Origin of the sequence: Pseudonocardia sp. EV170527-09, from assembly GCF_008369905.1 — a bacterium.
Taxonomy (GTDB): domain Bacteria; phylum Actinomycetota; class Actinomycetes; order Mycobacteriales; family Pseudonocardiaceae; genus Pseudonocardia.
Genome location: NZ_VRMC01000006.1, coordinates 21379 through 41388, shown reverse-complemented (window position 1 = coordinate 41388; position 20010 = coordinate 21379). Strand labels below are relative to the sequence as shown.

Genomic DNA, 20010 nt, shown 5'->3' with positions numbered 1-20010 from the left:
CGGCTGCGAGATGTGATCTAGAATGCTCTACGAGCCGTAGAACACGGTGCCGACGCCGGACCGTTCGAGGGTCCTCCCACCCGGGCGTCGGGCCCCACCGCGCCGCCTCAGCGCCGGAGGTCCGTCCCGGGGCGCGGGGACGGGAATGAGGGCCACGCGAATGACGGTCGAAGCGCGTCTGGTCAACGCCGACCTGCGCCGCAAGCGTTCGGTGGATCTGGCACAGCTGATCCACGAACAACACGGGGGACCGGTCACCGCGCTGCGCGCGGGACTGCTGGCCTACCCCTACCCGCAGCCGGTGCTCGGCTGGCACCGCGTGCGGACCGTCGTCCCGGCGATGCGGGGAACCGGCGAGCTGACGCTCGTGGCCTCGACCGCGCCGGACACGAGCTCACCGGCGACCGGTGTGGGGATCTGGGAGCTCGCCGTCACCGGGTCGGAGCCGCTGGCGCGCGGTGAGGCCGAGGGCTGGGCACGGGCCGTCTTCGGGTACCGCTGCGCTCCGCTGGTGTACCGACGCCGGTCGGGCGGGTTGTTCCACCGCCCGACCGGCGTCGAGTTCGTCGTCTTCCACGGGGTGCACGGGCCGATGCACCCCTCCGACGTCGAGGAGTACGGCGCGAACGCCTGTGCGTGAGTCTCAGAGCCGGAAGGAGCGCAGCCAGACGGTCTGCGCGGCCCGGCGGAGCGCCGACAGCACGTCCTCGGGCAGGACCTGGTCGGTGTCGGTCAGCACGTAGCCGAGGTCGCCGCCCGTGGACAGCGCCTGCCCGACGATGTTGACGCCGGCGTCGGCCAGCAGCCGGTTGATGTCGGCGAGCACGCCCGGGGTGCTCGTGTGCAGGTAGGCGGTCCGGAACACCCCGGGCGGGTTCGGGGCGCTGACATTGGGCAGGTTGACCGACAGGGGAGTGGCGCCCAGCTGCACGAAGTCGAGCAGCTTGCGCGAGACGAACGTCCCGATGCCCTCCTGCGCCTCCTGGGTGGATCCGCCGATGTGCGGGGTCAGGATCACGTTGTCCAGGCCGCGCAGCGGCGAGTCGAACTGGTCACCCTGGGCCTTGGGCTCGACCGGGAACACGTCGACGGCGGCACCGGCGATGTGCCCGGACAGGACGTTCTCCCGCAGCGCCAGCTCGTCGATGACCATGCCGCGCGAGGCGTTGATGAACATCGAGCGGGGCTTCATCCGGGCGAACTGCTCGGCGCCGAACAGGCCGGCGTTGCCGGGGCGGCCGTCGACGTGGATGGACACGACGTCGGACTCGGCCAGCAGGGCGTCCAGGCTCGGCATCCGCCGGGCGTTGCCGTGGGCGAGCCGGTCGGCGGTGTCGTAGAACACGACCTGCAGCCCGATGGCCTCGGCCATGTTGGACAGCTGGGTGCCGATGTTGCCGTAACCGACGATGCCCAGGGTGCGGCCGCGGATCTCGTGGGCACCCTTGGCCGACTTGTCCCAGACGCCCTCGTGCATCCGCTGGGTCTTCTCGGTCAGCCGCCGCGCCAGGACGACGATCTCGCCGATGACCAGCTCGACGACGCTGCGCGTGTTGGAGTAGGGCGCGTTGAACACCGCGATGCCGCGCTCGGCGGCCGCGGTGAGGTCGACCTGGTTGGTGCCGATGCAGAAGCAGCCGACGGCGAGCAGATCCTTCGCGGCGTCGAGCACCTCGGCGGTGATCGTGGTGTTGGAGCGGATGCCGAGCAGCTGCACACCGTCGAGCGCCTCGCGCAGCTCGTCGCCGCTGAGCGACCCGGGTCGGGTCTCGACCTCGAAGCCGTCGCGTCGGAACGCCTCGGCGGCGCCGGGGTGGATGTTTTCCAGCAGCAGGACCTTCACGTGTCCAACCTAGGACGCCGGGTGGGCGCGGGGGCACCGGGGCCGGGTGAGCGGGGAGTTCCGGAGTGATGTCGGGGGTGGCCGGAGGCCTGGGAGACACCTCTCTGACGCTCGAACTGTCATAACGTGCATTATCGGCTCAGTACTACGGTGGACCGGTGACTGCCGCCATCCATCATCTCGAACTCTGGACCCGGGACCTCGCCATCTGGCCCTGACCGTGCCCGGTCGCTCCCGGCTCGACGCGCTGCGGGCGGACTGCGCCGCGCACGGGTGGTCCGAGCTGTTCGGCGAGATCTACCCGCACGCCGGCGGCCCGGACCACACCGCGCTGTTCCTGGAGAACGCCGAGGACTTCGAGGTGGAGCTCGTCGCGCCCTGAGCCGACGGGTTCAGTTCCCGCGGCCGGTGGCGTCCTGCAGCTCGTCGATCCGCTTCGAGGCCTCGGCCTTGGTGAGCCCGTCGAGGTCGTCCGGGGCATCCTGCCCGGCCTGCTGCAGCAGCGTCTCCAGGTACGACCGCTGCGGGCCGGTCATCGGCTCGTCGCCGGTCGTCCAGTCGGCGGGGTCCTTCTCGGCCGTACCGGGGTCGACGGCGTCGGTGCTGTGGTCGTTGGTCATGGGTCGAACATATCTTCGACCGCTACTCCCCGCACGTCGAGCGGTCCCGCCGTCACCGGAACTGTCATAACGGCAGCCCCGCCGGTGTCGGTGCCGGTCACTACGCTGCCGTCGTGCCCCTGGACGAGTACCGCCGCCGGCGCGACCCGCGGCGCACGCCGGAGCCGGTGCCCGAGCACGACGCCGGCCCGCCGGGCGCCGTCGGCGACCGGTTCGTCGTCCAGGAGCACCACGCGACGGCGCTGCACTGGGACCTGCGACTGGAACGTGACGGTGTCCTGGCGTCGTGGGCGGTGCCCAAGGGGCTGCCCGAGGACTCCGAGACCGTCCGGATGGCGGTGCGCACCGAGGACCACCCCCTGGAGTACCTGGAGTTCTCCGGGGAGATCCCGCGCGGCGAGTACGGCGGCGGCAGGATGGCGATCTGGGACCACGGTCGCTACGACACCGAGAAGTGGGACGACCGCGAGATCGCGTTCGTCCTGCACGGCGAGCGGGTCCGCGGCCGGTTCGTGCTGCTGCACCGGAGTTCCGGTGGCCGGAAGGACGGCTGGCTGCTGCGCCGCACCCGGGACCAGCCCGACGGCATGGGCGCCGGGGGCGACCCGCTCCCCCACGACGTCGTCCTGGCCGTGCCCCGGCCCGCCGACCGCCTGCCCACCGGGGACGGCTGGACGGTCCGCCCGGTCTTCGGTGGCCGGCGGGTGCTGGTGCGGTCCGACGGCGGCTGGCTCACCCTGCGCCCGGTGGACGACGAGGGCCGCCCCGGGGAGCCGTTCGACCCGCCGGGCGCGCTGCGGGGCCTGGGGCCCGCGCTGGGCGCCGGTGGGCACCTGCTCGACGCCGAGCTGACCGACCGGGGCGAGCTGTGGGTCGCCGACGTGCTGCACACCGGCGGCCGCGACGTCCGGGCGCTGCCGGTCGAGCAGCGGCGGGCGCTGCTGGAGGAGCTGCCGCTGGACGGGCCGCACCGGCGCGCGGTGCCGTCGTACCCGAACGCGGGTGCCCGGCTGCTCGACGCGGTGCGGGACCAGGGACTGCCCGGGGTGGTCGCCGTCCGGGCCGGTTCCGGGTACCCCGAGGGCGCGGGCGACGACTGGCGGGAGGTCCTGGTGGGTGGGACGACGACACGACCCGGCACGGCAGGACGGGGATCGGCTCAGCGGGGATCGACTCGGCAGGGACCGACCCGGACGGGATCGGCCGGACGCGCGGGGTACGGGCGGGCGGCGCTGTCCAACCCGGACAAGGTGCTCTACCCCGCCACCGGCACGACCAAGGCCGACGTGCTGGGGCACTACCTGGCCGTCGCCGAGGTGATGGTGCCGCACATCGAGGCCCGGCCGGCGACACTGAAGCGCTGGCCGGACGGGGTGGAGGGGCAGTCGTTCTTCGAGAAGAACGTGGCGCGGCACCCCCCGGACTGGCTGCGCACCGCCCGCGTGGGGACGCCCGGCGGCCGGTCGGAGTCCGCCGACTTCGCGGTGCTCTCCGACGCCGAGGGGCTGGCCTGGGCGGCGAACCTGGCGGCACTGGAGCTGCACGTGCCGCAGTGGCGGCTCGGCCCGCGCGACGGGCGTCGGCCGCCGGATCGCGTGGTGTTCGACCTGGACCCGGGCGAGGGCACGACGATCGTGGACTGCGCCCGGGTGGCGCTGTGGCTGCGGGACCTGCTCGACGATCACGGTCTGCCGGTGTACCCGTCGACGTCGGGCGGGAAGGGGATGCAGCTCTACCTGCCGGTGCGGGTCACCGACCCGGAACGGACCAGCGGGTTCGCCCGTGAGGTGGCCGAGCGGCTGGCGCAGGAGCACCGACGCGAGGTGATCGCGGTGATGACCCGCGCGCGTCGCCACGGGAAGATCTTCGTCGACTGGAGCCAGAACGCCACCGCGAAGACCACGATCGCCTCGTACTCGCTGCGCGGGCGCGAGCGCCCCACGGTGGCGACCCCGCTCACCTGGGCCGAGGTCGAGGGCTGCCGCGAGCCCGCCGACCTGGTGTTCACCCTCGACGACCTCCCGGCACGGCTGGACACCCACGGGGACCTGATGCGTCCCCTGATCGACACCCAGGGTTTCGTGCTCCCCCGTGGTGGGGTGATCGGGCAGGTGCCAGGCTGACCGCCGTGCACCACCCGTACCTCGACGGTCCGCACCCGCGCGCCTACGCCCACCGCGGCTGGCACGTCGGGGAGCTCGCGGGTCGCGAGAACACCCTCGCCGCGTTCACCGCCGCCGCCGACCACGGTCTGCGCTACGTCGAGATGGACGTGCACGCCAGTGCCGACGGCGTGCCGTTCGTGCACCACGACCCGACGCTGGACCGCACCACCGACGGCACCGGCCGGATCGACGCGCGCCCCGCCGCGGAGCTCGACACCGTGCGGGTCACCGGGGCACAGCGCACCGAGCCGCTGCCGCGGCTGGCCGAGGTGCTCGCCGCGCTGCCGGGGGTGCGGGTGACGATCGAGCTGAAGTCGGCCGAGGTCGTCGCGCCGACCCTGGCGGTGCTCGACGCCGCCGACGCCTGGGACCGGGTGTGCCTGGGCTCGTTCTCCGCCCGGTGGCTGAACGTCGCCCGGACGCTGGCCGGGGCGAGGCTGTGCACGTCGATGGGGCAGGCCGAGGTGGTCGCGCTGCGGGCCCGCGCGTGGGGTGTCCCCGGCCGGCTGCTGCCGTCGCCGGCAGGGGTGTTCGCGCAGGTGCCGCCGGTGTTCGGGCCGATCCCGGTGGCCTCGGACCGCCGGTTCGTCGAGGCGGCGCACCGGGCCGGGCACGAGGTGCACGTGTGGACGGTGGACGAGCCCGATGAGATGCGACGGCTGCTGGCCCTCGGGGTGGACGGGCTGCTGTCCGACCGGCCGGACCGGCTGCTCGACGTCGTCGGGAGCTGACCGGGTGGGCGTCTGCGTAGATGATCGGAGGCCGGGTCCCGCGGGCGTCGATACGCTCGCGCCGTGACCGCCTCGACCGTCCCGACCGCTGAGCCGGCCCCGCCCCGCCGATCCCGGGTGTGGGCCTGGGGGCTGTGGGACTGGGGTTCGTCGGGGTTCCAGCACATCGCGCTGACCTTCGTGTTCTCGGTGTACCTGACCGACGCGGTCGGGGCGGACCTGCCCGGCCCGGTCAGCGCGAACAGCTGGCTGGCGTGGTCGACGGCCGCGGCCGGGGTGCTGATCGCGCTGATGGCGCCGGTGATCGGGCAGAGCGCGGACCGGACGGGCCGGCGGGTGCGCGCGACCGGGCTGTGGACGGCACTGGTCGTGCTCTGCATGGCCGGAATGTTCGCCGTCCGCGACGACTGGTCCTACCTGTGGCTGGGTCTGCTGCTGCTGGCCCTGGCGTCGATCTTCGTCGAGCTGGCGTACGTGTCCTACTACGCGCTGATGGCGCAGGTGTCGACGCCGGTGACGGTCGGGCGGGTGTCGGGATTCGGCTGGTCGCTGGGCTACATCGGCGGGATCGTACTGCTGCTCGTGGTGTACGTGTTCCTGCTGTCCGGCGACGGCGGGCTGCTCGGCGTCCCCACCACCGACGGCCTCGACGTGCGGATCGCGGTGCTGGTGGCGGCGGTGTGGTTCGCGGTGTTCGCCGCACCGATGTTCCTCCTGCTCCCCGAGACACCGCCGGCGACGCCGGACGAGCCGAAGCTGGGCGTCGTCGGCTCGTACCGCAGGCTCGTGGCCGACCTGCGCGAGCTGTACCGGACGAGCCCGCACACCGTGTACTTCCTCGGGGCGAGCGCGCTCTACCGGGACGGCCTCAACGCGGTGTTCGCCTTCGGCGGGGTCCTCGCCGTCACCGTGTACGGCCTGGAGCCGGGACAGGTGCTGATCTTCGGGGTGGCGATCAACGTGGTCGCGGCGCTGGGCTGCGTGGTGGGCGGCCGGCTGGACGACCGGCTGGGGCCCAAGGCCGTCGTCGTGGGGTCGCTGACCGGCAGCGTCGCGGTGGGCGTGGTCCTGCTGTTCGTGTCCGGTCCGACCATGTTCTGGATCTTCGGGCTGGTGCTGGGGCCGGCGCAGGCGTCCTCGCGGTCGTACCTGCTGCGGGTCAGCCCGGCGCAGCAGGAGGGTCAGCTGTTCGGCCTGTACGCGACGACCGGGCGCGCGGTGTCGTTCCTGGCGCCGGCGCTGATCGGGGTGTTCACCTACGCGTTCGGCTCCGACCGGGCCGGGACGGTCGGGATCGTGCTGGTCCTGGCGGCGGGACTGGTCGCGCTGCTGCCGGTGCGCTCCCCCGACCGTGCACCGGTCCGGTCCGCCGTGTGAACACTCGTCGACGTGGACGTGAGCACCATCACACATGGCTGACACGTCACATCAGAGTGTGTAGATGGCGGCGATAGGGAACACTGGTCAATCGGGCGCAGAGCGGGTTACCGCGAGGTAACTCGAGCGGTCCGTTCTGCCCTGCCGCCGGAATATCCTAGCTCTACGCACGTTACACCCGGTGGCGGAGACGTAACCGTCGAGGTGCTCCCTCGACATCGCGCTACAGGAGGGTGACGCATGGCCGACCGCGTTCTGCGTGGCAGCCGGCTCGGGGCTGTCAGCTACGAGACGGACCGCAACCACGACCTGGCGCCGCGGCAGATGGTCCGTTATGTGTCCGAGTCCGGCTACGAGTTCCAGGTGCCGTTCGCGAACGACGCCGAGGCTCCCGCGACGTGGGAGTCCCCGCAGGGCGGCATCGGTCGTCGGGTGGACGGGACCGAGCCGGAGCAGAAGAAGCAGAAGCCGCCGCGTACGCACTGGGACATGCTGCTCGAGCGCCGGTCGATCGCCGAGCTCGAGGAGCTGCTCGACGAGCGCCTGGAGCTGCTGCGCGAGCGGCGCGCCGAGATCGCCTGATCCCGGCCGCACCACAGGCACACACCGGACCGTCGCCCGGTGACCACGGTGACCATGGAGCCCGGGCCCCTCAGGGGGTCCGGGCTCCATGGCGTCCGGGCATGATGACCGTCGATGAACGACACGCAGACCGGGACCGACCGCACCGCACGCCCCAGCCGGGCGGTCCGGGACCTCGCCGACGACCACGTCCGGCGCCTCACCGAGCTCGACCCGATCCTCGCCGGTGAGCTCGGCTGTACCGCGCGGCAGGACGAGCTGCCCGACCTCTCCCCCGACGGCACCGCCGCGCTCGTCGCCGTCTGCCGGGAGACCCTGGACCGGCTGGACACCACCACGGGCGCACGGGAGCCGGCCGACCCGGACGAGCGTCGCTGCGCGCGGCTGCTGGGCGAGCGTCTCGGCGCCCAGCTCGACCACCTGACCTCCGGGGAGCCACTGCGCGCGGTGCAAGAGCTCTTCGGCCCGCTGGCGACCCTGCGGACCGCGTTCACCCTCATGCCCGTCGACGGCGACGAGGACTGGGCCACCGTCGCCGCGCGGATGCCCCGGGTCCCCGAGGCGCTCGCCGGGTACCGGGCCTCGCTGGCGGAGGGATGCCGTCGCGGGCTGTTCGCCGCGCCGCGCCAGGTCGTGCGGGTGACCGAGCAGATCGACGCCTGGAACCGCGACGCGGGCGGCCGCGGCTGGTTCGCCGCGTTCGCCGCGGACGCCTCCGTCGGTGACGCCGTGCGCGCCGACCTGGACCGGGGTGCCCAGGAGGCGACGACCGCGCTGGGCGAGCTGCGGGACTGGCTGGCCACGGAGTACCTGCCCGCCGCGGCGGGGACCCCGGACGGCGTGGGCCCCGACCGGTACCGGATCGCGAACCGGTTCTGGAACGGCGCCGACATCGACACCACCGAGGCCTACGAGTGGGGCTGGTCGGAGTTCCACCGGATCCGCGCGGAGATGGCCGTCGAGGCCGAGCGGATCGTGCCCGGCGGCAGCGTGCGCGAGGCGATGGAGCTCCTGGAGACCGACGGGGGCACGACCGGGGTCGTCGTCGGTGGGGAGGCTGCCCGGGCGCACCTGCAGAAGATCATGGACGAGACGATCGCGGAGCTCGACGGCGTCCACTTCGACCTGTCCGGCCGGCTGCGGGAGGTCGAGTCCCGGCTGGCGCCCGCGGGGAGTGCGACGGCGCCGTACTACACACCGCCGGCGCTGGACTTCTCCCGTCCGGGCCGCACCTGGCTGCCCGAGAACGAGGACGACCGCTACCCGCTGTGGGACCTGATCAGCACCTGGTACCACGAGGGCGTCCCGGGTCACCACCTGCAGCTGGCGTCCTGGGCGGTGCGCAGCCGGGAGCTCTCGACGTTCCAGACGTCGCTGGTGGGCGCTGTGAGCGCCGACGTGGAGGGCTGGGCGCTCTACGCCGAGCTGCTGATGGACGAGCTGGGCCACCACGCCGACCCGGGCTCGCGGCTGGGCTACCTCAACGCGCAGATGCTGCGCGCGGTGCGCGTGGTGATCGACCTGGGGATGCACCTGTCGTTGCCGATCCCCGACGACTCCCCGGTCGGGCCCGGCCTGCGCTGGACCCCGGAACTGAGACGGGAGTTCTTCGGCCGGCACGTCGGCGGCGGGGACGCGATGGCCGACTCGGAGCTGCTGCGCTACCTCGGCGGCCCGGCCCAGGCGATCGGCTACAAGCTCGGTGAGCGAGCCTGGCTGACCGGGCGGGAGCGGGCGCGGGCCGCGCACGCCGCGCGCGGCGAGGAGTTCGACCTGGCCGCGTGGCACGCCGCCGCGCTCGCGCAGGGCACCCTGGGTCTCGACGACCTGGTGCCGGAGCTGGCTGCCCTGCCGGCAGCGCGGGCCTGACGGCGCACCGGGGTGCGCCGCGCGCGGCTCAGCCGTGTGTGGCGCCCTCGGTGACCGGGCCCGCGGGGTGCTGGGGGATGTCGCGGCCGAGCCGGTGCGACAGCCCCCAGCAGGTGACCCGCCACAGCGCCTCGGCGACGATGCCGCCGCTCATCTTGGAGGCGCCGCGCTCGCGCTCGGTGAAGGTGATCGGGACCTCGCGGACCCGGAACCCGGCCTGCAGCGCCCGCCAGGCCATGTCGACCTGGAAGCAGTAGCCCTGCGAGGCGACCGAGTCCAGCTGCAGCTGCTCGAGCACCGTGCGCCGGTAGACCCGGTAGCCGCCGGTGATGTCGCGCAGCGGGACGCCGAGCGCGAGGCGGGAGTAGAGGTTGCCGCCGCGGGAGAGGACCTCGCGGTGCCAGGGCCAGTTCACGACGCGCCCGCCGGGCACGTAGCGGGAGCCGAGGACGACGTCGGCGTCGGCCAGGGCCGCGAGCAGCGCGGGGAGGTCCTCGGGGGCGTGCGAGCCGTCGGCGTCCATCTCGACGACGACCTGGTGCTCGCCGGTCAGCGCGTGCCGGAAGCCGTCGAGGTAGGCGGCGCCGAGGCCGTCCTTGCCGGAGCGGTGCAGGACGCTGATCCGCTCGTCGGCGGCGGCGAGGGAGTCGGCGAGCTCGCCGGTGCCGTCGGGGCTAGCGTCGTCGACGACGAGGACGTCGGCGTCGGGCAGCGTGGCGTGCAGCCGCGCGACGGCGGGACCGAGGTTCTCCCGCTCGTCGTAGGTGGGAACCACGACCAGGACCGGGCCCGGCGGTTCGACCATGCTCGTCCTCTCCCCCGCCCGATCCGTGTCGACCGGACGACCCTACCCGTACGGACCGCACCTGTTCGGTCACCGCTCGTCGTACTGTGGCCGAGCGCGGTCGTGCGGACAGCGTAGTGGAGCGGTGCGATCGCCCGACGCGGTGGCTTCTGACACGGAACCGGACAGGGGATCGCACCCGGGCCCGGACCCGGTCGGTGCCGGGCCCGGGACGGGGGCGGCGGTCAACGGGTCCCGGCGAGCAGGTGGGCGTTGCCCAGCGCCTCCAGGACGCCGCCGCCGACCCGGCCGCCGGTGTTCTCCCCGGGGAGGAACCACTCGTAGCCGTAGGTGGCGGCGAAGCCCTCCTCGTCGACCGAGTCGGGGGCGATCTGGCTCGCGTGGGCGAGCATCGCGGCCCGCTTGACGGCCAGCTCGGCCGGTCCGCCCCCGACGGCGACGGCGATCTCGGCGGTGACCCGGCCGTAGCCGACGCCCGCGGCGTGCGCGGCACCGTGGACGAGGTGCCGGTCGCGCGCGGCCAGCGCCAGGTGCTCGCGGTCGACGGTCATCCGGTAGCCGTGGGCGCCGGTGAGCGAGCAGGCGATGGCGCCCGCGGCGTGTGCGGCGCGGTGGTCGGGGTGGCCGTAGATGCCGGCGTCGTCGTCGTGCAGGACGGTTCCGGCGCCCTCGGCGTCGACGATCTCGGCGACGGCGCGGCCGAGCGCGACCGGGTCGGCACCGGCGAGGGCCTGCGGGTGGCGCAGGCCCTCGCCGCCGGGCAGCCCGGAGTCGCGGTGCCCGAGCAGCACCAGCCGGTGCACGCCGAGCAGGGCTGCGGCGTCGGCGAGCTCACGGCGACGGCGGTCGGGGACGGTCTCGCCGGGCTCCAGCGGCAGCCGGGAGCCACCGAGGTCACCGCCGGTGGCCATGACGAGCACGACGCGGGCGCCGGCGTCAGCGAGACGGCGCAGGGTCAGGCCGGTGAAGATCGACTCGTCGTCGGGGTGGGCGTGGAGGGCCAGGACGGTCTGGCCGGAGAGGGTGTGCACCTGGTGATCGCTTCGCGTGCGGGGCCGGGGCGGCCGGTACGGACGTCGGTCCGGAGCGGGTCGGTACCCGGGCGGCGCGTGCGGTCCACGGACGGTGAGCCGGGACGGCGGTGTCAGCCGCGCGGGGACGGACCCCGACGACAGCGACACGCGGCGGCGCGCACGGGGCGCGCGGCGGCGGTGGCGGTCGTCGGGTCGATCACGCGGGAGATGATGGCAGGGCCGCCGTCGCGGGTCCACACCGGGTCCCCGCGACGGCGCTCACAGCGCTCGATCGGCGCTCGGTCAGACCGTGCTCTTCGGCATGATCAGCCAGAGCGCCAGGTAGATGACGAACTGCGGGCCGGGCAGCAGGCAGGACAACACGAACAGGAACCGCACGGTGTTGCGGCCCATCCCGAAGCGGTCGGCCAGCCCGGCGCAGACCCCGGCGATCACCTTCCCGTTGCGGGGACGGACGAGGCGCTGGGACACGGGCATGTTCACAGGTGCTCCTAGGTGGTGCGGATCGGACTTCCCCCACCTTGGCACCACCGGGCCCCGGCGCGCTCGGGGAACACCCCGACGGTGACCCCGAACGCACCCGGAGACCCTGCAGGACGGCCCTACAGGACGACGAGGTCGCGGGCGGTGGTGTTGAGCCGCTCCACGCCGTCGGCGGTGACGACGACGATGTCCTCGATCCGTGCGCCCCACCTGCCGGCCTGGTAGATGCCGGGCTCGACGGAGAAGGTCATGCCCTCGGCGAGGACGAGGTCGTTCCCGTCGACGATGTAGGGCTCCTCGTGCACGTCGAGCCCGATGCCGTGCCCGGTGCGGTGGATGAAGTGCTCACCGTGCCCGGCGGCGGCGATGTGCTCGCGGGCGGCGCGGTCGATGTCGGCGGCGGTGGCGCCGGGCCGGACGGCGGCGACGGCGCGCTTCTGGGCCTCCTGCAGCACCGCGTAGGTCTCCTTGACCTCCGCGCCGGGCTCGCCGCCGACGGCGTAGGTGCGGGTGCAGTCGGAGTTGTAGCCGCCGGGGAGCGGACCACCGATGTCGATGACGACGACGTCGCCGGCCTCGATCACGCGGTCGGACACGTCGTGGTGCGGGCTGGCGCCGTTGGGTCCGGAGCCGACGATGACGAACGCGGCCTCGGTGTGGCCCTCGGCGACGATCGCGGCGGAGATGTCCGCGCCGACCTCGGCCTCGGTGCGGCCGGGGCGCAGGAACTCGCCCATCCTCCGGTGCACCCGGTCGATGGCGGCGCCGGCCTCGCGCAGGCGGTCGATCTCGGCCGGGTCCTTGCGCATGCGCAGCTCGCGCAGCACGGTGCCGCCGAGGTACTGCGGGACGTCGGGGAAGGCGTGACGCAGGCCGAGGACGTGGCGGGCTGGCATGTCGTCGTCGACCGACATCCGGGTGGGGCCGCCGGCGAGGTCGCTGACCAGCAGGTACGGGTCCTCCCCGTCGGTCCAGGTCACCAGGTCGATGCCGAGGGCCTCCAGCGGCACACCGGCGAACCCGGGCGCCTCCAGCGACGGGACGACGAGCGCGGGCGGCGCCCGGTGCCCGGCGGCCGGGACGATCAGACAGGTGAGGCGCTCGTGCGAGGACCCGTCGAACCCGGTCAGGTAGCGCAGGTCGCTTCCCGGGGTCAGGAACAGCACGTCGGTGCCCTGCTCGGCGGCGTGCTCACCGGCACGGCGCAGCCGGTCGGCGAACAGCTCGGTGGGGACGGCATCGGTCATGACCGTGAGCGTAGGCGGGCACGGGGGGTGCACGACCGCCACCCGGAGCACCGCGGCGTGGGCCGGGCGGCGGCCGGCGGGCGGCCGGACGCGCTGCGTGACCGGACGCCTGCGGAGCCGGTCGGCAGGTCAGTCGGTGTCGAGCGCGGTGGGGTGCGCGGTGACGGTCCCGGCGAGCTCGACGAGCTTGACGTTGAGGTCCTGGGAGGTGCGGCGGAGCACGTCGAAGGCCTCGTCGGCGGTGAGTCCGCGACGCGCCATGAGGATGCCCTTGGCCTGGCCGATCACGTCGCGCGAGACGATGGCCTGGCGCAGCTGGGTCTCCTGGAGCGCGGAGCTGGACACGGCGACGCAGGTGGCCAGGGCCAGCGACGCGTGCGTGGCGAGCAGCATGAGGCGGTCGCGGTCCTCGGCGGTGAACGCGTCACGCTCGGTGGCGTAGACGTTGAGCGCGCCGGGCAGCCGCGGCGGCTCGGCGTTGGGGATGAGCGAGACCGCCAGCACCGAGTGGTAGCCGTGCCCGACGGCGGCACGGGCGAAGTCGGTCCAGCGGGTCTCGGCGGTGAGGTCGTCGGAGAAGGCCAGCGCGGGGCCGTCCGCGCGGGCGGCCTCGACACAGGGTCCGCGGCCACTGGCGTACTGGGCCTCGTCGATCGACGAGGCGGCGGGGTCGGTCTCGACGGGGGTGTGGAAGCGACCGCCCTCGTCGCGGAGGGTGACGCTGACCATGTCCGCGCCGGGCACGACCCGGCGGACCGCCGCGACGATCCGGGCGAGGACGTCGGCGACCGAGCCGGAGGCGAGCAGGGCGGTGGTGAGGGCGGTGAACTCGCGGGCGAGCGGACCGGTCTCGGCGAGGGCGGCCTCGGCGGGCCCGCCGCGCTGCTCGGCGGCCACGAAGAGGGCGCGCTCGGCACTCCAGTCCTCGTCTCCTGCGGCGGCCGCCGCAGGTCCGCCGCTCGTAGTGGTTCCGCTGTTCTCCACGACCACATTCTGCACGGTCCGCGCGGGTCCGGCGCCCACCCGGGTACGGCGACGGTGCCAGACTCTCGGCATGAGTGAGCGCCCGCTGATGCTGCTGGACTCCGCGAGCATGTACTTCCGTGCCTACTTCGGCGTCCCGGAGAGCGTCACCGCCCCGGACGGGACGCCGGTGAACGCGGTGCGCGGGTTCACCGACATGATCGCGCGGCTGGTCACCGAGCACCGCCCGGCGCGGCTGGTGGCCTGCCTGGACCTGGACTGGCGGCCGGCGTTCCGGGTGTCGGCGCTGCCGTCGTACAAGGCGCACCGGGTGGAGGCGGGCCGGGCCGGGGACGAGGTCCCGGCCGGGGTGCCCGAGGAGGTGCCGGACACGCTCGCCCCGCAGGTGCCGCTGATCATGGAGGTCCTGGCGGCCGCCGGAATCGCGACCGGCGGGGCCGCGGGCTGCGAGGCCGACGACGTGATCGGGACCCTGGCCCACCGCGAGGCCGTCGACCCGGTGCTGGGGGTGTCCGGGGACCGGGACCTCATGCAGATCGTGCGCGATGCCCCGCCGGTCCGGCTGCTCTACATCGGCCGCGGGCTGAACAAGGCCGAGAACCTGGGCCCGGACGACGTCGCGGCGAAGTTCGGGGTGCCCCGGGAGCGGGCCGGTGCCGCCTACGCGGAGATGGCGATGCTGCGCGGGGACCCCTCCGACGGGCTGCCCGGCGTGCCCGGGGTCGGCGCGAAGACCGCGGCGACGCTGGTGGGCCGGTTCGGCTCGTGGTCGGAGCTGCTGGCCGCCGTCGGCGACGGCGACCCCCGGATCGGCGCCGGGCCGCGGGCGAAGCTGGCCGCGGCGCGGGACTACCTCGACGTCGTCGAGCCGGTGGTGCGGGTGCGGACCGACGCCGAGGTGGACCTCAGCCGCGATGACGTGCTCCCGGTGGCGTTCGCCGACCCGGACCGGCTCGACGAGCTGGCGGCGCGGTGGGGTCTGGAGTCCTCGGTGGGGCGGCTGCGGAAGGCCCTCGACGCGGTGGCGTCGTCGTGACCCGCCACGGTCAGGACGACGACCACTGCCTGCCGGTCCCGCCGTCGTCGGCGTACGACGAGGCGGTGGCCCGGGAGACCGCGGTGCGCGCGGCGGCGGCCGAGCCGATCACCTCCCCGTACGACGGCGCCCCCGCCGCGGTGCGCGACGCGGTGGCGTCCGCGGTCGACGGGCTGCGGGACGAGCTGCTGGCGCTGTCGCACGACCTGCACGCCCACCCCGAGACCGCGTTCTCCGAGCACCGCTCCGTCGCCGCGGTGGCCACGCTGCTGGCCGGGCACGGGATCGACGCGGCCGTCGGCGTGCACGGGCTGGACACGGCACTGCGGGCGACCCTCGGCTCCGGGGAGGGTCCGACGGTCGCGGTGCTCGCCGAGTACGACGCGCTGCCCGGCATCGGGCACGCCTGCGGGCACAACGTGATCTGCGCGGCGGCGGTGGGGGCGTTCCTGACGCTCGCGCGGGTGCTCGCGGTGCACCCGGTGGGCGGCACCGTGGTGCTGCTCGGCACGCCCGCCGAGGAGGGCGGCGGCGGGAAGGAGACGATGGCCCGCGACGGCGCCTTCGACGGCGTCGACGCCGCGGTGATGCTGCACCCGTTCGCCCACGACATCGCCGACCACCCGTTCCTGGGGCGCCGTCAGCTGGAGGTGACCTACCACGGGGTGGCCGCGCACGCCTCGGCCCAGCCGCACCGCGGCCGCAACGCCCTGGACGCCGTCGTGATGGGGTACCAGGGGATCGCGATGCTGCGCCAGCACATCCCCGACGGGGACCGGGTGCACGGTGTCGTCGTCGACGGCGGGCAGGCACCCAACGTCGTCCCGGAGCGGGCGGCGGCGCGCTACTACCTGCGCTCGCAGCACCCGGAGACGCTGCGGGACCTGACCGCCCGGGTGGAGGCGATCGTGGTCGCGGCGGCGGCGATGACCGGCTGCGGTCACACCCTGGACTGGGACCCGCGTCCGCCGTACCTGCCGATCCGGCACAACCGGACCCTCGCCGCGCGCTGGGCGGTGGCCCAGGCCGGGCGGGGGCGCACGGTGTACCCGCGCGGGGTGGTGCCGGAGTCCGAGACCGGGTCGACCGACCTGGGCAACGTCTCGCTGCGGGTGCCCTCGATCCATCCGATGATCGCGATCGCCGAGCCGGGCACCGCGCTGCACACCACCGGGTTCGCCGAGGCCGCGGCGGGCGCGGCCGGGGACCGCGCGGTCCTCGACGGAGCCGCCGGGCTGGCGACGGTGGTGGCCGACCTGCTGCACGACGCGGCACTGCGCGAGGCGGTCGCGGCGGAGTTCGCCGAGGCGGGCGGCCCGGTGGACGTGCCCGCGTTCTTCGAGTGAGGCCGTTGTCCGCGGGCGGGGCTCAGTCGCCGGTGGTGCCGGGGCGGCGGTCGCGGGGCGCCGCGCGGGTGTGGATCTTCTCGCCCTGCGGGCCGAACAGGCTGAGCAGCTCGACGGCGCGGTCGCGGTCGGCGGAGCCGAACCAGTGTGGGACGTGGGTGTCGAACTCGGCGGCCTCCCCCGGGCCGAGCACGACGTCGTGCCCGCCGAGGACCAGGCGCAGCCTGCCGTCGAGGACGTAGAGCCACTCGTAGCCCTCGTGCACCCGCGGGTCGGGCTCGTCGCCGCGGAACGGGATGACCATCTTGAACGCCTGCAGCCCACCGGGCCGCTCGGTCAGCGGCACGACCGTCATCCCGTGGCTGCGGCGCGGCCGCAGCCGCACCCTCGGGTCGCCGACCGGTGGGGCCGCGACGAGCTCGTCGAGCGGCACCTGGTGGGCGGCCGCGATCGGCAGCAGCAGCTCCAGGGTCGGGCGGCGCCCGCCGGACTCGAGCCGTGACAGCGTGCTCACCGAGATGCCGGTGGCCTCCGACAGGTCGGCCAGGGTCATGCCGTGCGCGGTGCGCAGCCCGGCCAGCCGGGGGCCGACGCCTGCCAGGGTGTCCGCGATCGCCTCGTCCACCCCGGCAGCTTGCCACTTCGGCAACGAGCTTTGCCAGTTCCGCGTCGCGGCGCGCACGCTGGTGCCATGACGCCCTCCCCCACGGACCCGTTCGGCGCCGCCTCCGAGCGCCGGGTCGCCGCGCTCGTCGGCGGCGATCCGCACGGGCTCACCACCGGCACCGCTGCACCCCGCACACCCACTCCATCTTCTGCACCCACCCGAGGAGCCACCGTGACCGAGGACCGCTGGTCCGCGGCGTTCTGGGACGCCCACTACGCCACCCGCCCGCAGCTGTGGAGCGGCGACGCCAACGCCGCCCTCGTCGCCGAGGCCGCGGACCTGCCGCCCGGGCGGGCCCTCGACGTCGGCTGCGGGGAGGGCGGCGACACGGTCTGGCTCGCCGCGCGGGGGTGGCGGGTGGACGCCGTGGACGTCTCCCCCGTCGCGCTGGAGCGGGCCCGGGCCGCCGTGGCGCGGGCCGGGGTCGCCGACGCGGTCACCCTCATCGCGACCGACCTGCGCGCCGACCCGCCCGCCGCGGGCGTCTACGACCTGGTGACCGCCCAGTTCCTGCACCTGCCCCCGGACGTGCGCCGCCCGCTGTACGCCGCGCTCGCCGACGCCGTCGCGCCCGGCGGGACGCTGCTGCTGGTGCTCCACCACCCGCGCGACCTGGCCGCGGGGATCCCGCGCCCGCCCGAGCCGGAGCTGTTCCCCGACGAGCAGGAGCTCGCCGAGGCGCTCGACCCGGCCCGGTGGGAGGTGCTGGTCGCCGACGCCCGTCCGCGGCCGGTGACGCTGCCCGACGGGAGCACGGTGACCGGGCACGACGCGGTCGTGCGCGCCCGCCGCCGGGCCTGAGCGCCCCGTCCGTCCCGCCCCGTCCGTCCCGCCTCGGCCGCCGGGTCGGGACGGGTCGGGACGCCGGCGGCGGCAGGAGGCGCCGGATCCGGGTGGCCCGCCGCGCTCAGAAGAACGTGCCGCACCACGGGGCCGGGCCGGGCACCGCGAACAGCGCGTCCGCGCGGACCGCCGTTCCAGGGGTGTGCTCGCTCCAGCGACCCGCCGCCACCAGCGACGACGGCGACCGGTCACCGAGGAACGCCGCCGACAGCGCGTCGACGGTGCACTCCAGGTCCGGATCGGCGTCCGCGGCGGGCTCGGCGGCGCCGCCCGCGAGGCGCCAGGTGCCGGTGTCGCCGAGGAACGCGTCGTGCACCCGCAGCACGACCGGGTCGCCCGGCCCCCAGGCGCGGGCCCTCAGCGCTGCGCCCGGGTCGAGCAGGCGCAGCCACAGGTCGTCGCCGCGCCCGGTGACCCGGTGGGCCCGGGAGTCGGTCAGCACCAGGTCGAGGTCCTCGTCGAGGGGGCGTACCCAGCCGATCACCGCACCGGCCAGGTCGAGACCGGTCAGGAACCGCCACAGCCCGGCCGTCGCGGCGGGCCCGGCGGCCCAGAGCTGCTGCAGCCGGACCTCGTCCGTGGCGCCGGTGGCCAGGTCGCCCTCGGAGACACCCCACACCACGAACCCGTCGTCGACGCCGTCGGTGCCGGTGTGCACCGCCACGCCCTTGTACTCCCCGGCGGACGGGCCCGCGGGGCGCAGCGCCCGCCGCCACCAGCGCGCGAAGCGGGTCATCCCGCCCGGGCGGTGCGCGGCGAGGCGGTCCTGCAGGTCGGCCAGCAGCGCGGTCGCCTCGTCGGGGTCGAGCATCCGCACCGTGCCCCCGGCCGGGGCCTCCGGGCGCCACGTGGCGCCCGTCGTGACGCGGACGTGGTCGCCGCGGGAGGCGACGCCGTAGCCGTAGCGGCCGTAGATGGTGGCCTCCGACGCGCGGAGCACGGCGGCGACGTCGCCGCGGTCGCGGGCCGCCCTCAGCTGGGCGCGCATGAGCGCGGTCAGCCGCCCGGCGCGGGTCCGGTCGGGTCGCACCCCCACGCCGCTGACCGCGGCCGCAGGGATCCGGGCCCCGCCGGGCAGGGTCAGCCGGGTCGGGAAGGAGTACGCGGAGCCGACGATCGCGCCGGAGGGGTCGGTGACCCCGAGCCAGTGCTCCTCGGCGGCCTGGCCGTGGGCCTCCCACGCATCGTCGGTGATCGGGCCGTGGTGCAGGGTTCCCAGGAACAGGTCGAACGCACACCGCCGGTCAGCGGGATCGGTCAGGGTGCGCACCGTGTGCGGGGCGACCGTCGGCGGGGCGGGGTACGGGGCGAACGGGGCATCGGTGCTCACATCCGACGAGCCTCGCGCCCGCACGCCCCCCGCGCCAGCCGATTACCCGGCCGTCACCGCAGCCCCGGTCAGACCCGCCCGACCTGGTAGTCGCCCTGGTCGCTGGTCACGACCACGGGGACCTCGACCTGCTCGCCGTCGACGACGGCCTGGCAGGTGAACCGTGTGCCGGCCGACACCTCGACGTCCTCCGGGCAGGCGATCGCACCGACCTGCAGGCCGTAGTCCCGGGTGAGGACCTGGGTGACCCCGGCCTGCAGCGCGGTGCGGTCGAGCCGGTCGCTGCCGAGCACGCCCGCCCAGAACAGCGCCCCGACGACGAGCGCGGCCACCACCACGGCGCCGACCCCGGCCAGGATCCACAACCGGGTCCTCGACGGGGAACGCACCGCGTCCCGCGACACCCAGGGCTCGTCCTCGCCGGGGCCGGGGTTCTGCCACCCACCCGCACCGGACCCGCCGTCGGCGGGGACCGCCGCGGTGGACTGCGCGTCGGCCCAGGGCGACCCCGGCGAGGACGTCGGCACGGCGTCCGTGGGGGCCGCGGCGGCCCGGCGACGGGCGCGGCGGCCGGTCGGCACGGCCCACCCGCCGTCGGTGTCGGTGCCGGCGCCCGCCTCGTCGCCCCACAGCGGCTCGGCGCGGGTCCGGTCCCCGGTGTCGCCGCCGGGGGCCGATCCGTCGTGGGCGGCCCAGCCGCCGGTGTCGCCGCTGTGACGTCCACCGGCGGGCGGGACGGCGTCCCAGCCGCCGGTGCCCTGCGCGGGCGCGCCGCCGGCGTCGTGGGTGGCGTCCCGGCGGGCCGTGGCCGGGTCCCAGCCCGCGTCGGTGCTGCCGTGGGTGGCCCAGCCGTCACGGTCGTCCCGCTCGGGGGACCAGGCTCCGGTGGTCTCGGGGTCCGCGCCCCACCCGCCGGGCGGTGGCGTGCCCCAGGCGGGGATCTCCCCGGTCCGCTCCGCGGCATCCTCGGGATGCCGGTCCGGTCCCTGCGGGTTGCTCATCGCCTACTCGTCCGCCCGTCTCTCTCGTCGTTCCTGCTGCCTGTGGC

Annotated in this window: 20 protein-coding genes; 10 read left to right on the top strand and 10 right to left on the bottom strand. The window is 75.0% G+C overall.

Annotated features, from left to right (window positions below; translation table 11 throughout):
- Positions 1-160 precede the first annotated feature (160 nt).
- Positions 161-640, top strand: coding sequence for a hypothetical protein (locus tag FVA95_RS02930; RefSeq protein ID WP_149662815.1), 480 nt, complete (start codon positions 161-163; stop codon positions 638-640).
- Between the two features lie 3 nt (positions 641-643).
- On the opposite strand, the gene serA is transcribed toward FVA95_RS02930, so the two are convergent.
- Positions 644-1843 carry a phosphoglycerate dehydrogenase gene (gene serA, locus FVA95_RS02925; protein WP_149662814.1) on the bottom strand — a complete coding sequence of 400 codons (1200 nt, stop codon included), beginning with the start codon at positions 1841-1843 and terminating at the stop codon, positions 644-646.
- Between the two features lie 220 nt (positions 1844-2063).
- On the opposite strand from serA, the gene FVA95_RS02920 reads away from it, so the two are divergent.
- Positions 2064-2225, top strand: coding sequence for a hypothetical protein (locus tag FVA95_RS02920; RefSeq protein WP_193564283.1), 162 nt, complete (start codon positions 2064-2066; stop codon positions 2223-2225).
- Between the two features lie 10 nt (positions 2226-2235).
- On the opposite strand, the gene FVA95_RS02915 is transcribed toward FVA95_RS02920, so the two are convergent.
- Positions 2236-2463, bottom strand: a complete 228-nt coding sequence (locus FVA95_RS02915) for a DUF3072 domain-containing protein (RefSeq protein WP_149662813.1) — start codon at positions 2461-2463, stop codon at positions 2236-2238.
- Between the two features lie 113 nt (positions 2464-2576).
- Here FVA95_RS02915 and ligD point away from each other — a divergent pair, with 113 nt between their 5' ends.
- From ligD to FVA95_RS02890, 5 genes are all read left to right on the top strand, one after another.
- Positions 2577-4586, top strand: coding sequence for a non-homologous end-joining DNA ligase (gene ligD / locus FVA95_RS33800; protein WP_149662812.1), 2010 nt, complete (start codon positions 2577-2579; stop codon positions 4584-4586).
- A 5-nt stretch (positions 4587-4591) separates the two neighbouring features.
- The gene (locus tag FVA95_RS02905; protein ID WP_149662811.1) at positions 4592-5359 is read left to right on the top strand and encodes a glycerophosphodiester phosphodiesterase; all 768 of its coding nucleotides are present in this window, start codon (positions 4592-4594) and stop codon (positions 5357-5359) included.
- Between the two features lie 63 nt (positions 5360-5422).
- Complete coding sequence (locus FVA95_RS02900; protein ID WP_240051231.1) at positions 5423-6736, top strand: MFS transporter; 1314 nt, start codon at positions 5423-5425, stop codon at positions 6734-6736.
- Positions 6737-6976: 240 nt separating this feature from the next.
- Positions 6977-7318: an RNA polymerase-binding protein RbpA gene (locus FVA95_RS02895; protein ID WP_149662810.1), complete on the top strand. Its 342-nt coding sequence runs from the start codon at positions 6977-6979 to the stop codon at positions 7316-7318.
- Positions 7319-7432: 114 nt separating this feature from the next.
- A complete protein-coding gene (locus FVA95_RS02890) occupies positions 7433-9187 on the top strand; it encodes a DUF885 domain-containing protein (RefSeq protein WP_149662809.1) in 1755 nt (584 codons plus the stop codon).
- Between the two features lie 28 nt (positions 9188-9215).
- Here the strand turns inward: FVA95_RS02890 and FVA95_RS02885 are convergent, their stop codons facing one another.
- The 5 genes from FVA95_RS02885 to FVA95_RS02865 all read right to left on the bottom strand — a co-directional run bounded on the left by FVA95_RS02885 (position 9216) and on the right by FVA95_RS02865 (position 13740).
- On the bottom strand, positions 9216-9992 hold the full coding sequence (locus FVA95_RS02885; RefSeq protein ID WP_075333439.1) for a polyprenol monophosphomannose synthase: 777 nt from the start codon (positions 9990-9992) through the stop codon (positions 9216-9218).
- 224 nt (positions 9993-10216) lie between these two features.
- On the bottom strand, positions 10217-11023 hold the full coding sequence (locus tag FVA95_RS02880; RefSeq protein ID WP_161992171.1) for a PIG-L deacetylase family protein: 807 nt from the start codon (positions 11021-11023) through the stop codon (positions 10217-10219).
- 285 nt (positions 11024-11308) lie between these two features.
- Complete coding sequence (locus FVA95_RS02875; protein WP_149662807.1) at positions 11309-11503, bottom strand: PspC domain-containing protein; 195 nt, start codon at positions 11501-11503, stop codon at positions 11309-11311.
- A 125-nt stretch (positions 11504-11628) separates the two neighbouring features.
- Positions 11629-12756: a Xaa-Pro peptidase family protein gene (locus FVA95_RS02870; RefSeq protein ID WP_149662806.1), complete on the bottom strand. Its 1128-nt coding sequence runs from the start codon at positions 12754-12756 to the stop codon at positions 11629-11631.
- Between the two features lie 129 nt (positions 12757-12885).
- The gene (locus FVA95_RS02865; protein WP_255474606.1) at positions 12886-13740 is read right to left on the bottom strand and encodes a GAF and ANTAR domain-containing protein; all 855 of its coding nucleotides are present in this window, start codon (positions 13738-13740) and stop codon (positions 12886-12888) included.
- Between the two features lie 70 nt (positions 13741-13810).
- On the opposite strand from FVA95_RS02865, the gene FVA95_RS02860 reads away from it, so the two are divergent.
- On the top strand, positions 13811-14776 hold the full coding sequence (locus FVA95_RS02860) for a 5'-3' exonuclease (protein WP_240051230.1): 966 nt from the start codon (positions 13811-13813) through the stop codon (positions 14774-14776).
- A complete protein-coding gene (locus FVA95_RS02855; RefSeq protein ID WP_193564282.1) occupies positions 14773-16122 on the top strand; it encodes a M20 family metallopeptidase in 1350 nt (449 codons plus the stop codon). Before FVA95_RS02860 ends, FVA95_RS02855 begins: the two co-directional genes overlap by 4 nt.
- Before the next feature lie 22 nt (positions 16123-16144).
- On the opposite strand, the gene FVA95_RS02850 is transcribed toward FVA95_RS02855, so the two are convergent.
- The gene (locus tag FVA95_RS02850; protein WP_240051229.1) at positions 16145-16747 is read right to left on the bottom strand and encodes a helix-turn-helix domain-containing protein; all 603 of its coding nucleotides are present in this window, start codon (positions 16745-16747) and stop codon (positions 16145-16147) included.
- A 66-nt stretch (positions 16748-16813) separates the two neighbouring features.
- Between FVA95_RS02850 and FVA95_RS02845 the strand changes: the two genes are divergently transcribed.
- Entirely contained in the window at positions 16814-17590 is a 777-nt protein-coding gene (locus tag FVA95_RS02845; protein ID WP_149662804.1) for a bifunctional 2-polyprenyl-6-hydroxyphenol methylase/3-demethylubiquinol 3-O-methyltransferase UbiG, read from the top strand.
- Positions 17591-17696: 106 nt separating this feature from the next.
- Here the strand turns inward: FVA95_RS02845 and FVA95_RS02840 are convergent, their stop codons facing one another.
- Entirely contained in the window at positions 17697-18962 is a 1266-nt protein-coding gene (locus tag FVA95_RS02840; protein WP_240051228.1) for a GNAT family N-acetyltransferase, read from the bottom strand.
- 68 nt (positions 18963-19030) lie between these two features.
- A complete protein-coding gene (locus FVA95_RS02835; protein WP_149662803.1) occupies positions 19031-19963 on the bottom strand; it encodes a DUF4333 domain-containing protein in 933 nt (310 codons plus the stop codon).
- Between the last annotated feature and the right edge of the window lie 47 nt (positions 19964-20010).

Bases quoted from the DNA above. Each gene is read 5' to 3' on its own strand.
- FVA95_RS02930 (WP_149662815.1), top strand. From the start codon at position 161: ATGACGGTCGAAGCGCGTCTGGTCAACGCCGACCTGCGCCGCAAGCGT.
- FVA95_RS02915 (WP_149662813.1), bottom strand. From the start codon at position 2,463: ATGACCAACGACCACAGCACCGACGCCGTCGACCCCGGTACGGCCGAG.
- FVA95_RS02895 (WP_149662810.1), top strand. From the start codon at position 6,977: ATGGCCGACCGCGTTCTGCGTGGCAGCCGGCTCGGGGCTGTCAGCTAC.
- FVA95_RS02890 (WP_149662809.1), top strand. From the start codon at position 7,433: ATGAACGACACGCAGACCGGGACCGACCGCACCGCACGCCCCAGCCGG.
- FVA95_RS02885 (WP_075333439.1), bottom strand. From the start codon at position 9,992: ATGGTCGAACCGCCGGGCCCGGTCCTGGTCGTGGTTCCCACCTACGAC.
- FVA95_RS02875 (WP_149662807.1), bottom strand. From the start codon at position 11,503: ATGCCCGTGTCCCAGCGCCTCGTCCGTCCCCGCAACGGGAAGGTGATC.
- FVA95_RS02870 (WP_149662806.1), bottom strand. From the start codon at position 12,756: ATGACCGATGCCGTCCCCACCGAGCTGTTCGCCGACCGGCTGCGCCGT.
- FVA95_RS02860 (WP_240051230.1), top strand. From the start codon at position 13,811: ATGAGTGAGCGCCCGCTGATGCTGCTGGACTCCGCGAGCATGTACTTC.
- FVA95_RS02845 (WP_149662804.1), top strand. From the start codon at position 16,814: ATGACGCCCTCCCCCACGGACCCGTTCGGCGCCGCCTCCGAGCGCCGG.
- FVA95_RS02835 (WP_149662803.1), bottom strand. From the start codon at position 19,963: ATGAGCAACCCGCAGGGACCGGACCGGCATCCCGAGGATGCCGCGGAG.